We start from the raw sequence: 14,847 nt of genomic DNA, 5'->3' as shown, positions 1-14,847 counted from the left end.
TTGTGTACATCGGCGCGCTAATGCTCAAGGCCGCGGCCGTCGTGCCCGGATGGAGGGCGGGATCAACTACGCGGTTCCGTGACCCAGGACCCTTCGCACGTCACCTGTCTTCGTCATTGGCGGTGCCAACGAGCCGCATGCCGGTTCGGTGGAGAGACCCTGGTCCGCCATGCCCCCGGACGGCTGTCGATCGCTCCGTCGAGCGCCGTCCGGCAGCGGCTCATGGGGCGGCGCTGCCGACTGTTGTAGGCAGGCCGGCGGCGGACCAGGTGGCGAAGCCGCCGATGACGTCGCCGGCCCTCTCATGCGCGGTCGATCGTGGTGGCGAGGGCCGTTTGGCTTGGCTAGGGCTCGGCACGGACGGCGAGCAGGGCCATGTCGTCGCTGCAGAGGTCGGAGGCGAAGCGCTGGACGGCCTCGCGCACGGTCGCCACGAGCCGCGCAGCGCTCGTGCCGGACGCGGCGGCAGCCGCCTCGAGCAGCCGGTTCTCATCGAACTGCTCCGGGCCACGCCGGCACTCGGTGACGCCGTCGGTGTAGAGCAGCAGCGTCTCGCCGGTGGCCAGCAAGTGCCGGGTGCAGTGCAGGTCCACGGTCTCGAACAGGCCCAGCGCGGTGCCGAACCGGCCGATCAGCTCGGCAGAGCCGTCGGCGCGGACCACGACCGGTTGGGCGTGCCCGGCCAGCACGAGCTCCACCGCGACCGCGGACCGCCCCTCGTGCCTTTCCCGGCTCAGCATCACCGCCGCGAGTGTGCAGAACTGCTGCGGGTCGGCAGCCTCCACCATGACGTCGTTGAGCATCTCGATGGCCCCCACCAGCGGGCGGCCCTCCCGCACGAGCGCTCTGAGCACATCGCGGACCAGACCGGTGCGGGCCGCGGCCCGGGCGCCCTTGCCGCACACGTCGCCGATGGTGACGAGCCATCGCTCCGGGTCGACCTCGACCACGTCGTAGAAGTCGCCGCCCACGTCCGCCCCGGTGCTCGAGGGCAGGTATTCCGCGGCGAAGTCGATCTGCGGTACCTGCGGCAGGGCGCGGGGCAGCAGGGCTGCCTGCAGCGTCTGGGACACCCGCACGTGCTCGCCGACGGTCTGGGCGTTGTGGATTGCCAGGGCGGCGCGTCGGGCGAGGTCGTCGATCAACAGCAGGTCCTCGGGGGTGTGCGGGCGGCCTGCGGGGCGACCTACCAGCAGCACCCCGGTCGAGGCCCCGCCAGCCCGCAGCGCGATCGCGACACCATCCGCAGGGTCGGAGAACCAGGACGGCGGGGCATCCCGGTGAGCCGCCGCGAGCCGGGCGCGCAGCTGCGGCGGGGGACCCGGCACGGCGTCGGGGTCGAGCACCGCGCGCAGCTCCGGCAGCCGGTCCTCGTCAGCATGCGCGATCGCGGCCAGGCGCAGCCGTCGCGATGGCTCCGGCAGCAGCACCGCGCACCACGTCCCCAGCCGCGGCACCACTAGCTGCGGCACGAGCGCGACCGTCAGCTCGAGGTCGAGGGACTGGCCGAGCAGCTCGCTGGCCTCGGCCAGATAGGTGGTCCACGCCCGGCGGCGCTGATCCACGTCGTGCAGCCACTGCGACTCGGCGGTGATGGCGATCCGCCCGGCGATCAGCTCGGTCAGCTCCCGGGCGCGTGCCGCGTCGGCCCCCTCGCGCAGGATGAGCCGGATGGTGCCGTGCAGGCCGGTCGTGGTCGGCAGCGGCACGCTGAGGGCGCTCCCGGGCGCGAGGGCGCCGTCAGCCGGGGGAGCACCGGCCCGCGCCAGCTCGCTGGCCCCGGAGCCGTCGCCGCGGTCGACCTCGACGACGACGGCCGCGGCGTCGACGATGTCACGCAGCCGGCCGGCAAGCTCCCGGACCAGGTCGACGGGGGCGAGGCGTCGAGCGAGGGAGGCTGGCACGTGCAGCAGCCAGCGGCCTTGCTCTGCCGCGGACCAGGTGCGCTCGTGTTCGGGCGCCGGGTCGGTCGCGGGCTCGGGGACGGATCCTGGCCGCCGGGCGAGGGCGAACCACACCGTGTGCCGGCCGCCGGCGTCGTGCCGGGTGCCCCAAGTCGTGGCCAGCCGCGCGATCAGGGACAGGCCGCGACCGTGGGTGGCGGCCCGCCCGTAGCGCTGGCGCGGTTCGGCCAGGTGCAGCTCCAGCGCGCCCGGGCCGCGGTCGGTGACGGCCACGGTGACCTCGTCGTCGTCGGCCATCACCGCGAGGTCGAACGCGGTGCCGGCGTGCAGCACGGCGTTCTCGCACAGCTCGCTGGTCAACAGCACGACGTCGTCGACGAACTCCGGCACGCCGAAGCCGTCTCCGGCGTCCGCCACCTCGGCCAGGAGGTCGTGAATAATCCGCCGGACACGTCCGATCGATCGGATGTCGGGCGGAAAGCTCATCCGCCGCTCGAGTCGAACGGGCACGCCTGCAGTCTCGCAGGCGGTCCGGTGGTGCCCAGCAAGGCCGGCCGTTTAGGCCGTCGGCCTCGATAACAGTGCAGGTGGAGGCGGTCATGACGGCGACACGGCACGCACGTCCGGAGGTTTCCGCCGACCCCGGGAGGCCCGTGGCAGTGTCCGTGGACATTTCTGGCAAGGATGCTCCTGCCGACGACGGGGCTTTCCTGGCCGAGCTGGCCCATGGGCTGGCGCAGGTGCGTCGCGGCCGCTTCGACGTCCGCCTGGCTCGCCGCGAGGGGCCGGCGAGCGAGGTGGTCGAGCAGTTCAACGAACTGGTGGCGCTGCAGGAGCGGCACAGCCGCGACCTGCTGCGGATCAGCCGGGTCGTCGGGCGCGAGGGGCGAATGTCCGAGCGGCTGGACGAGGAGTCCTACGACGGCGCGTGGGCCGGGGGCGTGCAGGCCGTGAACGCACTCATCGACGATCTGGCCGCGCCCACCGCCGAGATCGCCCGGGTGCTCGACGCGGTCGCGGAGGGCGACCTGTCCCAGCACATGGCCTTGGAGATCGAGGGCCGCAGGCTCCGCGGCGAGTTCCGCCGCATCGGCAGCACGGTGAACAGGATGGTCGATCAGCTGTCCTCGTTCGCCGACGAGGTGACCCGGGTGGCCCGGGAGGTCGGCACGGAGGGGCGGCTCGGCGGCCAGGCCGACGTGCGCGGCGTCGCGGGCACCTGGCGGGCGCTGACCGACTCCGTCAACACGATGGCGAGCAACCTCACCAACCAGGTGCGCTCGATCTCCTCGGCGGCCACCGCCATCGCGGAGGGCGACCTGTCGCGCAAGATCACCGTATCGGCGCGGGGCGAGGTCGCCGAGCTGGCCGAGACGATCAACTCGCTGACCGACACGCTGCGGCTGTTCGCCGACGAGGTGACGCGGGTGGCCCGTGAGGTGGGCACCGAGGGCCGGCTGGGCGGGCAGGCCGTGGTGCCGGACGTGGCCGGCACCTGGAAGAACCTCACTGACGCGGTGAACCTGATGGCGGCCAACCTCACCGGGCAGGTGCGCGGCATCGCGCAGGTGGCCACCGCAGTGGCGCGCGGCGACCTGAGCCAGAAGATCACCGTGGATGCGCGGGGGGAGATCCTGGAGCTGAAGTCGACGGTCAACACGATGGTCGACCAGCTCTCCTCGTTCGCCGACGAGGTGACCCGGGTGGCCCGCGAGGTGGGTATCGAGGGCCAGCTGGGCGGGCAGGCGCAGGTGCCCAACGTCTCGGGCACCTGGCGGGACCTGACAGAGAACGTCAACCAGCTCGCGTCGAACCTGACCGGGCAGGTGCGCAACATCGCCCAGGTGACCACGGCGGTGGCCCGGGGCGACCTGAGCCAGAAGATCACGGTGGATGCGCGGGGGGAGATCCTGGAGCTGAAGTCGACGGTGAACACCATGGTCGACCAGCTCTCCTCGTTCGCCGACGAGGTAACCCGGGTGGCCCGCGAGGTGGGCACCGAGGGCAAGCTCGGCGGGCAGGCGCAGGTGCCGAACGTCTCGGGCACCTGGCGCAATCTCACCGACAACGTCAACTACATGGCGTCGAACCTGACCGGGCAGGTGCGCAACATCGCCCAGGTGACCACCGCCGTGGCCCGCGGCGACCTGAGCCAGAAGATCACCGTGGACGCCCGCGGCGAGATCCTGGAGCTGAAGTCGACCGTCAACACGATGGTCGACCAGCTCTCCTCGTTCGCCGACGAGGTGACCCGGGTGGCCCGCGAGGTGGGCACCGACGGCAAGCTCGGCGGGCAGGCGCAGGTGCGTGGGGTGTCGGGCACCTGGCGGGACCTGACAGAGAACGTCAACCAGCTCGCGTCGAACCTGACCGGACAGGTGCGCAACATCGCCCAGGTGACCACGGCGGTGGCGCGCGGCGACCTGAGCCAGAAGATCACCGTGGATGCGCGGGGGGAGATCCTGGAGCTGAAGTCGACGGTGAACACCATGGTCGACCAGCTCTCCTCGTTCGCCGACGAGGTGACCCGGGTGGCCCGCGAGGTGGGCACCGACGGCAAGCTCGGCGGGCAGGCGCAGGTCAAGGGTGTCGCCGGCACCTGGCGGGACCTGACCGAGAGCGTCAACCAGCTCGCGTCGAACCTGACCGGACAGGTGCGCAACATCGCCCAGGTGACCACGGCGGTGGCCCGGGGCGACCTGAGCCAGAAGATCACCGTGGACGCCCGCGGAGAGATCCTGGAGCTGAAGTCGACGGTCAACACGATGGTCGACCAGCTCTCCTCGTTCGCCGCCGAGGTGACCCGGGTGGCCCGCGAGGTGGGTACCGAGGGCAAGCTGGGCGGGCAGGCGCAGGTGCGCGGAGTGTCGGGAACCTGGCGGGACCTGACCGAGAGCGTCAACCAGCTGGCCGGCACGCTGACGACGCAGCTGCGCGCGATCTCGGCGGTGTCGACCGCGGTGGCGCGCGGCGACCTCACCCAGCAGATCCAGGTCGCGGCGCTCGGCGAGGTCGCCGAGCTCAAGGACAACATCAACCAGATGATCGCGGCGCTGCGCGAGACCACCGCGGAGAACGCCGGGCAGGGCTGGCTGGACTCCAACCTCGCTCGCATCGGGGGCCTGCTGCAGGGCCAGCGCGACCTCGGCGACGTCGGTCAGATGATCATGGAGGAGGTCGCGCCACTGGTCGGGGCCCAGATCGGCACCTTCTTCCTGGCCGCCGATCCCGCTGACCTCGCGGAAGCGAGCGCCCCGGCCCGCTGGGTGATGTGCGCTGGGTACGCGGTCCCGCTCCAGGATCCGCCGCAGGAGTACCGCTTCGGGGAGGGCCTGGTCGGCCAGGCCGCGATGAGCAAGCAGAGCATCGTCGTCACCGACCTGCCCCTGGGCTACCTGGATGTGCGCTCCGGGACCGGTACCGCCGCGGCCGGCGCGATCGTCGTGCTCCCCGTCCTGTTCGAGGGCGAGTCGCTGGGGGTGATCGAGCTCGGCGCGACCACGCCGTTCTCGGCGCTGCATCTGACTTTCCTGGAGCGGCTGGTCACCACGATCGGCGTCGCGCTCGCGACCATCCAGGCCGGCCGACGCACCGAGCAGCTGCTCGCGCAGTCCCAGCGGCTGACCACGGAGCTGCAGGACCAGTCCGCCGAGCTGCAGCGCACCAACGCCGAGCTGGAGGAGAAGGCGCTGCAGCTGTCCGAGCAGAACCGCAACGTCGAGCTCAAGAACATGGAGATCGACGCGGCACGGCGCGGGGTCGAGGAGAAGGCGCAGCAGCTCGCGCTGGCCAACCAGTACAAGTCGGAGTTCCTGGCGAACATGAGCCACGAGCTGCGCACCCCGCTAAACTCGCTGCTGTTGCTCTCGCGGCTGCTCGCGGACAACCGGGACGCGAACCTGACCCCGAAGCAGACTGAGTTCGCCAGGACGATCCACGCATCCGCGACGGAGCTGCTGCGCCTGATCGAAGACATCCTCGACCTGTCCAAGATCGAGGCCGGCCGGGTGGACATCCACCCCGCCCCGGTGCAGCTCGCCGACGTGTGCGCCGAGGTGGAGCAGGCGTTCGGCGTCCAGGCCGAGGACAAGGGCCTCGAACTGCGCGTCGAGACGGCGGCGGAGGCGCCCGCGTCGATCACCACCGACGCCCAACGGCTGCACCAGATCCTGCGCAACCTCCTGGCTAACGCCGTCAAGTTCACCGACGCCGGCAGCGTCACGCTTGAGGTCGGCTTGGCGCCACCCCGCACGCTCCACGGGGTGCCCTCGCTCGACGGCGCCCGCTCAGTCGTCACGTTCGCGGTGCGCGACACCGGGATCGGGATCCCGGGCGAGAAGTTGGCGATGATCTTCGAGGCGTTCCAGCAGGCCGATGGCACCACCAGCCGCAAGTACGGGGGCACCGGGCTGGGCCTGTCGATCTCCAAGGAGCTGGCCGGGCTGCTCGGCGGCAAGATCGAGGTGTCGTCCGAGCCGGGCGCCGGGTCGGTGTTCACCCTGTTCCTGCCCGACGACTGCCCGGTCACCACCCCGGCGGCGTCCGGCGTCCCGGCCCGGCGCCCGTCCGAAGCGCCGCCGGACGGCGCAGACCGAGGCGAGCCCATCCTGCGGGCCGCTGCGCCGTCAACGGTGCATCCGGCGCCGGACCTGTCCGGGACCACGGTGCTCATCGTCGACGACGACGTGCGCAACGTCTTCGCCCTCACCAGCGCGCTCGAGATGCACGGCCTCGAGGTCCTCTACGCCGACAACGGCCTCGACGGCATCGCCCTGCTCACCGAGCACCCGGAGGTCCGGGTCGTGCTGATGGACGCGATGATGCCCGACCTCGACGGCAACGCGACCACCCGCCGGATCCGGGCCCTCCCGCAGTGGCAGAAGCTACCGATCGTGTTCCTGACGGCGAAGGCGATGCCCGGGGACCGGGAGTCCAGCCTGGCCGCGGGCGCTACCGACTACGTCACCAAGCCCGTCGACCTCGACGAACTGCTCGCCATCATGGCGTCATGGATAACCGGAAACGGGAAGCCGACGGCCCATGACGACGGCGCTCCGGCATGACCGCGCCGGTCCGGGTCCTCGCGGTCGACGACCGGCGGGAGAACCTGCTCGCGCTGCAGGCGATCCTGGAGGGCCTGCCCATCGAGGTCGTGCCGGTCACCAACGGTGAGGACGCCCTCAAGCAGCTGCTCGTCAAGGACTACGCGCTGATCCTGCTCGATGCCCGCATGCCCGGGATGGACGGGTTCGAGACCGCCAAGCACGTCAAGCAGCGGGAGCGGACCCGGCACATCCCGATCCTGTTCCTCACCGCGGCGGACTACGACCCCCACATGGCCTTCCGCGGCTACCAGGCGGGCGCGGTCGACTACATCACCAAACCCTTCGACCCCTGGGTGCTGCGGTCGAAGGTGACCGTCTTCGTCGACCTCTACCTGCTGCACACCGCGGTCACCGAACGCGCCGCCGAGCGGGACGCGCTGCGCAAGAGCGTGGACGAGGCATTGGAGCTGCTTGACGCCGCCGAGCCTGCCGACGCCGCCACCTCCACGCTCGTAGACCGCCTGCGGGGTGTCCTCGGCGGGGTGCGCCGTGACCAACCCTGGTAGCCCTTGCTTCTCGAAGGACCGGGACGCTCCTGCCTCGCCTTGTTTCCTAGGGATGCCGAGGCTCCCGCACCTACTACGCGGCGCAATCAGCGCGCAGGTCGGGCCACGCCCGCTGCGCCAACGCCCCGAGAGAATCGGTGCGACTACGCGCTTGAACTGCACTGATAGGACTTGCGCGAACCGGCGTGGGAGCGGTAGGCCGAGCCGTTGTCAGACAGCACCCGTTGCACGGTGACGCCGCGGGCGGCGAACCAAGCCACCGCTCGGCGCAGCACGGCGGTGGCGGTGGCGGCGGTCTCATCGTCGTGGATCTCGGCGTAGGCCACCCGGCTGTGGTAGTCGAGGACGGTGTGTACGAACGCGGTGCCCAGCACGGGGTTGCGGTGGGCGTTGCGGCCGACGCCGGCGGTGTCGGCGCGGTTGCGTTTGCCTTGCGCGCGGCCGACGTAGCGCCAGCCGCCGCCGTCGGGGATGTTGCCTAGCTTCTTGACGTCGACGTGCAGCAGCGAGCCGGGGGTGTCGTGTTCGTAGCGGCGGATCGGCTCGCCGGTGGCTCGATCGAGGTGGGAGAGCCGGTTGAGTCGGCAGCGGACCAGGACCGCGTGCACCGTCGAGGCGGCCAGGTCGAGCCGGCCGGCGATGGCGACGGGGCCAAGGCGCTTCTTCCAGCGCAGATGCACGATCTTGCGGACCACCGGCCGGGGCGTGCGCCGCGGGCAGGAGTGCGGGCGTGAGCTGCGGTCTGCCATGGCCGCCGGCCCGCCGGTCCGGTAGCGGTCGGCCCACTTGTGGGCGTGTCTCATCAGCTGTGTAAGGGGCGTGGCCTGAGATAGCTGTCCGGGCTGACCCGGCAGCTGGAACAGGAGCACCCTTGACCACCATGACGAACGCCTCGACACCGGATCCGGTGTCGGGCGCCCCCGGCCCGGCCGAGCGGCTGGCCGGGATGTTGTCCCCGCAGGCGATCGACGGCCTGCTGGCCGTCGCCGAGGCCTCCGGGACCGCCATCGACGGGCCCGACGGGCTGCTGGCGCGGATGACCAAGGCCGTCCTCGAGCGCGCGCTGGACGTGGAGATCACCGATCATCTGGGCTACGAGGCCGGTGACCCGGCCGGGCACGGGTCGGGCAATTCCCGCAACGGGCACGGGCGCAAGACGGTGCACACCACCGCCGGCCCGGTGGAGCTGGAGGTCCCCCGCGACCGCAACGGCTCGTTCACTCCGGTGATCGTGCCCAAGCGCCGCCGGCGGCTGGGCAACGTCGAGGACATGATCATCAGCCTGTACGCGCGGGGCATGTCCACCCGGGACATCACCGCCCACCTGGCCGAGGTCTACGGCGCCCAGGTCAGCGCGGCGACGATCAGCCGGGTCACCGACGTGGTGGCCGAGGAGGTCACCGCCTGGCAGAACCGGCCGGTCGACCCGGTCTATCCGATCTTGTACATCGACGCGATCCGGATCAAGGTCCGCGACGCCGGAGTGGTCGCCAACAAGGCCGCACACCTGGTCGTCGGGGTCGATCTGGAGGGCCGCAAGCAGGTCCTGGGGGTGTGGATCCAGCAGACCGAGGGCGCCAAGTTCTGGTCCGGGGTGCTCACCGAGCTGCGCAACCGCGGCCTGCGCGACGCGCTGTTCGTCTGCTGCGACGGGCTGACCGGACTGCCCGCCGCGGTCAACGCCGTGTGGCCCGCCGCGGTCGTGCAGACCTGCGTGGTGCACCTGATCCGCGCCTCGGCCCGCTACGTGTCCTGGTCTGACCGCAAGGCGATGACCGCCGCCCTGCGGCCGATCTACACCGCCCCCACCGTGGCCGCCGCCGAGCTGGCCATGGCCGCCTTCAAGGACGAGTGGGGCACCCGGGCGGCCGGAGCGGTGGCGGCCTGGGAGCGGGCCTGGGAGGAGTTCACCCCGTTCCTGGCCTTCGCCCCGGAGATCCGCAAGGTCATCTACACCACGAACCTGATCGAGTCGATCAACTTCCAGCTCCGCAGGGTGACCAAGGCCCGCGGCTCGTTCCCCACCGACGAGGCCGCGATGAAGCTGCTCTATCTCGCGCTCCGCAACATCAGCGACCAGCGAGGAGGTGAAGCCGGCACCGGCACCCACGGCTGGAAAACCGCACTCAACGCCTTCGCCCTCCAGTTCCCCGACCGCCTACCCCTCTGACCAGCATCCACTACAGATAGGTCACGCCCGCTTACACAGAAGATTTGACAGGCCCCCACTTGTTGGCTGTGGGCCAGGAGACGTTGAACACCGCCGCGGCGTAGCTGACCGTCCAGCCGTCCTCGACCACCGCGCGGGCGAGCCGAAGTCGGTGGCGTGGGGTCAGGGCGGCGTTAGCGTGGGCCACGAGGACCTCCGGGTCGTGTGTGGGTGCCTTCAGCAGCTCCACTCCACGTCCGGAGGTCCTCCCAGAACAAGATCAGTCAGTTCGTGTCGTCACACGCCCTCGACCAACGTCTCTGGTCAGTACAACTAGCACCTCGCCGGCGCTTCGCTGCGCAGGGTCCTGGCGGCTGGCGACCCGGATCGGATTGAAGGACCCCCTGGTCCTGTTCGACGGGATCCCCACTCCGGACAGCGTCGCCCTGGGTCGCGCCGCCCGCGCGCTCCTGAAGCCCGGGTCCCCGGGCGCCGACCCGATCCCTGCTCGGTGACCGCAGCGGCGCTGGGCAGGGACGTGGGGCGACGGCGGCCGGGGGAGCTGCTGCTGCACGGGTCCACGTCCTACCCGGCCACCTGGTGGCGCATCGGCCCGGCGCGGGCCGAGCTCGGCTGGTCGGTGACCGCACTGGACCTTCCCGGCCACGGAGCCAGCCCGCCCCTGGGCCAGCCGCTGCTATCCGCAGCTGCTGCCACCGCGGTCGCCGCTGCGATCGGCGACGCGCGGTTCGACCTCGTCGCCGGACACTCCTTCGGGGGGCATGTGGCCGTGTCCCTCATCGTCGCCGATCCGCGCCTCGCCGAGTGGCCGACGCCCGACATCGGGCCTCAGCAGTCACTGCGCTTCGCGGAGCGGGTGACGGGAATCGAACCCGCACAGTCAGCTTGGAAGGCTTGGGCCTGCAAGCGGCATCCTGCCTGGTCAGCGCCAAGTGAGGCGGATGCCGTGCCTTCCGCTTGCCTCAGCGCCACATTCATCGGCGGAAAAGCGGCTCCTCGCTGTCGCTCGGTGGCGATGACTCCCTCGCCTGAGGCACCTAGCCTTCCTACGCTGCGTCGAGTACGTCAGCCACCACTTCGACGACGGTGCCGGCGACCTCGACAACGGTCCCGGCGGCCTCGACAACGGTCCCGGCCACGTCAGCGACTGTTCCGACGACTTCGGCGACGGTTCCGACGACGTCGACAGTCGCCTGGCCGGCGCTCCACAGGAACTTGCCGACGCCGAAAGCAACGACTCCGACGGTGCCTGCCAACGCACCCAGCGAGCCAGCCTGGGAACCGGCACCACCTGCCGGCTCTTTTCGGACGTCCGGTTCGGCTGTCGAGCCCTCGGAGGGATTGTGATCTGCAAGAGCCGAGGCGCCGAAGCGAGTACGCGAAAGCAAAGGATCTCCCCGTGAGCGTGTGCGGTTCCAGGACGGAGGTGTGAGGTAACCCCACGGAAGCCGAGGTGTCCGGGATCTGCCGCGCGACGCTGCGTCGCCTGCTACCGGTGTTGCATGGGGGAGACGAATGACAGGAGGGAAGCCCGACCTCGAAGTCAAAGCCAGTTCCTACCCCGCCGGACCGGACCCAAGTGCCCCGTCTAGGCATCCGGCGGTGGCTTCCTGCAGACGGCGAACCGCGTCAACGTCTGCCCGGTTGCGACTCCGACTCCCGGTAGAGCACGTCGATGCGGCGCAGTCGCTCGCGCTCGTGATCCGTTGGAACCTGCTTCGGAGTCTCCCGCTGCACGAGCTGGGCGTGGTGACCGCCACCGACCCGGACGTCGTTGCGCAGGGCGTACCGGTGGACGTATGGGACGTCGCGAGGGCTGCGCCACGCGCTCCGAGGAGGTCTGCGGTCACGGTCTGGGCTGGCACTCAGTGCACGTGGCCATTGACGACCTCATCCGGTGTCCTACGTCGTCGCAGCCGAGGGTGTAGTCGACGTGTGACGTCCGCGTCGGCCGGGCGCGGCGCGTGGATAGCGAGCACGCTGGAGGCCACCCGCCTATGGGAACTTCGGACTTGCGCGCTTCTGTCGGGATGCTCGCCTAGCCTTCCCAGGTGATCAGTACCCGGCCTGACCCGAACTCCATGTCCCGCTATGAGCGAGCGCGGTGGGATGAGCTGCAGTCGCATTGGGAGAAGAAAGCCAAGTCGAGGCAGTTGCTACCGCCGCGCGTAAGAGCAGCCCTGGAGACGACTGCCCAGGCCACCAAGGACACCGCTTCCAAGGCCAGTCGCGCGATTGTCGATGCAACGCCAGAGAAGGTGAAGGACATCGCGGGTTCCGCCGTCGACGCTGCGCTCGTGCCCACGGTCCAGGGCCTTGTTCACATCCTCGAACTCATCAATGACTGGGTGGTCGAACTGACCGACCAGGAGGCGGTGATCAAGCACCATCGGAGCAAGGGCCGCGACGTCTCCGCCTTGGACGATCTGAAGGCTCTTGACCTTGAAGTTCTGGATGAGTTCACCCGCGGAATGGTTCTTCGTTGGCGAACGCTTGGCGCGGGACAGGGAGCGAGTTTCGGCGCGCTTGCCATGGTTCCTGTGCCCGTTGTTGGCAGCTTGGCAGCGATCACGCTCGACATGGTGGCCATGCAGGCGCTCAGCGGCGCCATCGCCACTCGTGTCTGTTATGCATACGGCTTCGACGCTGCCGACCCAGCCATGCGGCACATGATCGATCGCATGGTCGTACGCGCCTATCGGAACCAAGCGCCCAAAGCCGGGGCTGTCAAAAGCGCAGGCGCGGCGTTCAATGCCGCCAAGGGCCGCGTCAACTGGAGCCAGAAGCTCCGCGAAGACCACCGCCTCATGGCCGCAGTAGAGAAGCTCATGAAGCAGCTTGGTGATGGCAGTCGGGTGCCCGTGAAGAACGCACGAATGGGCATGCCGGTGGTTGCCATCTTCGCGGGCGCGGGGACCAACGCCCACGTCCTTGGCGATATCGCAAAGCAGGCTCGCCACTATGGGGCGACCATGCTGCTGGCCGAAAAGTATGGTCTCCAGTTGCCACCGAACCTTCGTCAGGACCTGGACAGTGACGAGCCCACCGGCGATCCCGACGACCGATGGAGACCCTGAACGGGCTCACCGCGGGTTCGAGGTCCGAGTCGAGCATCCGAGGCTCCCTGCCGGTCTCGGGCCTCACACTCGAGGGCGTAGTAGGGGCCGAAAGCCGCCCCTCCGGAGCAGCGATCGGCGGGCGATGTAGTTGGTGAGGTTGCGGAACACGAGGGCGGAGCCGCGGACCTTTCGAGGCGACCGTTCATGGCTTCGGTCGGTCCGTTTCACGTGCCGGATCGGCCCAAGTGGACCAGCACGTCGGCGGCTCGCTCCTTCCGGGAAGCCTCGAGGTTCGGACAAACTTCGACGGGCCGAACGACGATGAGGTCGCCCACGGGCGTGCCTGCGTTCGGCCGCGGGGCATGCGCTGGCCCCGGGACCCCGTCCACTCATACAAGTGAACAAGACAGCGCCTTCGGCGAACGCTGGAAGGCCACCTTTGACGGCTCTTCACGGTTCCTGGTGAATCGCGGGAACGTGCGCCGGTGACCGTGGATGTGACCCGGAGACGTTGAGGGCCCGTGGTCCTGCTGGGATGGGTGTTGCTGAGACACCAACGCCCGATGAGGTCCACGAGCCGTGTTCGAGCCTACGGGCTCGCAGCGGGATGCTGCGAGCGCGATCTTCAACCTGCCCGACTACCGGGTCATCGAGGCCGTCGACGCCCTCGAGGGCGCCGACGGCCTCCGCCGGGTCGAGGTCGAGTCCACCGACCCGCCGGGTTGCCCGGTGTGCGGCGTGCTCGCGGTGCGGGTGCACTCCCGCCGCCGGCAGCGGCTGCGGGATCTGCCGGTGGCCGGGCCGGTGGAGCTGGTGTGGGTCAAGCGCCGCTGGTTCTGCGACCAGCCCCGCTGTCTGCGGAGGACGTTCAGCGAGGTCACCGACCAGGTGCCGGCCTACGCCCGCTCGACCGCCCGGCTGTGTCAGGCGCTGGTGAGCGCGGTCGTGGTGTCCGGTCGGGCGGCCAGCGAGGTCGCCGGAGCCCATCGGGTGTCCTGGTGGCTGGTGCAGTCGATGCTCACCGCTGCGGCCGACCTGATCGGCGACCCCGACCGGGTGCTGGTGCGCCGGCTGGGGGTCGATGAGCACCGCTACCGGTCGGTGCGGTTCTTCCGCGAGACAGACGGCACCTGGCGGCGCTACGAGCCGTGGATGACCACCCTGGTCGACACCGACACCGGCCGGGTCCTCGGGGTGGTCGACGGCCGGGACTCCGCCGGCGTCGGCGGCTGGCTGGCCGCCCGCTCCCCGGCGTGGCGGGATGCGGTGGAGGTGGTGGCGATCGACCCGTCGGCGGCGTTCCGCAAGGCGCTGCATGAACAACTTCCGGCCGCGGCGGTGAGCGTGGATGCCTTCCACCTGGTCAAGCTCGCCAACGACATGGTCACCGCCGTCCGTCAGCGGGTGATCCGCGAGGCCAAGGGCCGCCGCGGACGGCTGAGGATCCGGCCTGGGTCAATCGGCGGCTGCTGCTGCGCGCCGGGAACACCCTCAGCCCCTGGGCGCTGGCCCGGCTCAAGGCCACCCTGCGCGCCGACGACCCGACCGACGAGATCGGCGCCGCCTGGGGCATCAAGGAACAGCTCCGCGCGCTGCTGACCAGTGGCTCCCTGGCCGACGCGCACGAGCACAAGACGCGGCTGGGCGTCTCGGTGCTGGCCGCGGACATGCCCGAGACCGACCGGCTCTGGGCCACCATCACCGCCTGGTGGGACGCCATCGAGGTCCTCGTCGTCACCGGCGTCACCAACGCCCGCACCGAGGCCGCGAACACCTCCATCAAGCAGATTAAGCGCACCGGCCGCGGCTACCGCAACCCCGCCAACTACCGCGCTCGTATCCTGCTCGCCAGCGCCGCCCGGACGGCAGCGTGAACACCCAGTCAGCTGGACCGTTCACCAGAAGCCGCGAAGAGCCCCTTTGACCGAGCAGAACGGCCTTCATGCACCTGGGCCGCTTCGAAGCACTGGCCCGTATCGCTTCTGACAGCGGGCTAAGTACCTCGTGACTGTTCAGGTCGTTGCTGGGATCCAGACGTTTCCGCTGGTGAGTTCGGTCAGGACGTCGAAGGGTCGGCGACCGTGCTTGGCCGCGGTTGACAGA

General features: G+C 70.2%; 7 protein-coding genes and 5 pseudogenes. 7 read left to right on the top strand and 5 right to left on the bottom strand.

What is annotated here, in order from left to right:
* Positions 1 to 344: 344 nt before the first annotated feature.
* Complete coding sequence (locus CNO22_RS01495) at positions 345 to 2,414, bottom strand: SpoIIE family protein phosphatase (protein WP_157936739.1); 2,070 nt, start codon at positions 2,412 to 2,414, stop codon at positions 345 to 347.
* Between the two features lie 143 nt (positions 2,415 to 2,557).
* Here CNO22_RS01495 and CNO22_RS01490 point away from each other — a divergent pair, with 143 nt between their 5' ends.
* Both CNO22_RS01490 and CNO22_RS01485 read left to right on the top strand, forming a co-directional pair.
* Positions 2,558 to 6,967, top strand: a complete 4,410-nt coding sequence (locus CNO22_RS01490; protein WP_232806714.1) for a HAMP domain-containing protein — start codon at positions 2,558 to 2,560, stop codon at positions 6,965 to 6,967.
* Positions 6,964 to 7,515, top strand: coding sequence for a response regulator (locus tag CNO22_RS01485; RefSeq protein ID WP_100497591.1), 552 nt, complete (start codon positions 6,964 to 6,966; stop codon positions 7,513 to 7,515). Before CNO22_RS01490 ends, CNO22_RS01485 begins: the two co-directional genes overlap by 4 nt.
* Positions 7,516 to 7,700: 185 nt before the next feature.
* Here CNO22_RS01485 and CNO22_RS01480 read toward each other — a convergent pair.
* Positions 7,701 to 8,369 (bottom strand): annotated as a pseudogene (locus CNO22_RS01480) (DDE-type integrase/transposase/recombinase); the annotation flags it as partial.
* An 83-nt stretch (positions 8,370 to 8,452) separates the two neighbouring features.
* Between CNO22_RS01480 and CNO22_RS01475 the strand changes: the two are divergent.
* The gene (locus CNO22_RS01475; protein ID WP_100497629.1) at positions 8,453 to 9,685 is read left to right on the top strand and encodes an IS256 family transposase; all 1,233 of its coding nucleotides are present in this window, start codon (positions 8,453 to 8,455) and stop codon (positions 9,683 to 9,685) included.
* A 55-nt stretch (positions 9,686 to 9,740) separates the two neighbouring features.
* Here CNO22_RS01475 and CNO22_RS01470 read toward each other — a convergent pair.
* A pseudogene (locus CNO22_RS01470) lies at positions 9,741 to 9,872 on the bottom strand (IS481 family transposase); the annotation flags it as partial.
* A gap of 303 nt (positions 9,873 to 10,175) precedes the next feature.
* On the opposite strand from CNO22_RS01470, the pseudogene CNO22_RS30025 reads away from it, so the two are divergent.
* Positions 10,176 to 10,442, top strand: a pseudogene (locus CNO22_RS30025) (alpha/beta fold hydrolase); the annotation flags it as partial.
* 289 nt (positions 10,443 to 10,731) lie between these two features.
* Here the strand turns inward: CNO22_RS30025 and CNO22_RS01465 are convergent.
* Positions 10,732 to 10,941: a hypothetical protein gene (locus CNO22_RS01465; protein WP_100497588.1), complete on the bottom strand. Its 210-nt coding sequence runs from the start codon at positions 10,939 to 10,941 to the stop codon at positions 10,732 to 10,734.
* Between the two features lie 795 nt (positions 10,942 to 11,736).
* Here CNO22_RS01465 and CNO22_RS01460 point away from each other — a divergent pair.
* Positions 11,737 to 12,762, top strand: coding sequence for an EcsC family protein (locus tag CNO22_RS01460; protein ID WP_157936738.1), 1,026 nt, complete (start codon positions 11,737 to 11,739; stop codon positions 12,760 to 12,762).
* Between the two features lie 63 nt (positions 12,763 to 12,825).
* Here CNO22_RS01460 and CNO22_RS01455 read toward each other — a convergent pair.
* Positions 12,826 to 13,019, bottom strand: a pseudogene (locus CNO22_RS01455) (ISL3 family transposase); the annotation flags it as partial.
* Between the two features lie 304 nt (positions 13,020 to 13,323).
* Here CNO22_RS01455 and CNO22_RS28730 point away from each other — a divergent pair.
* Positions 13,324 to 14,160, top strand: a pseudogene (locus tag CNO22_RS28730) (transposase); the annotation flags it as partial.
* 50 nt (positions 14,161 to 14,210) lie between these two features.
* On the top strand, positions 14,211 to 14,618 hold the full coding sequence (locus tag CNO22_RS28725; protein WP_332870054.1) for a transposase: 408 nt from the start codon (positions 14,211 to 14,213) through the stop codon (positions 14,616 to 14,618).
* Positions 14,619 to 14,847 lie beyond the last annotated feature (229 nt).

The sequence above is a fragment of the Geodermatophilus chilensis genome (genome assembly GCF_002802985.1).
Lineage (GTDB): Bacteria > Actinomycetota > Actinomycetes > Mycobacteriales > Geodermatophilaceae > Geodermatophilus > Geodermatophilus chilensis.
Note: the sequence above shows the minus strand (reverse complement) of the source record. Positions and strands in the feature narration are given on the sequence as shown.

What these genes read in the sequence shown, in the direction of transcription:
- CNO22_RS01485 (WP_100497591.1), top strand. Translation starts at nt 6,964, where the DNA reads ATGACCGCGCCGGTCCGGGTCCTCGCGGTCGACGACCGGCGGGAGAAC.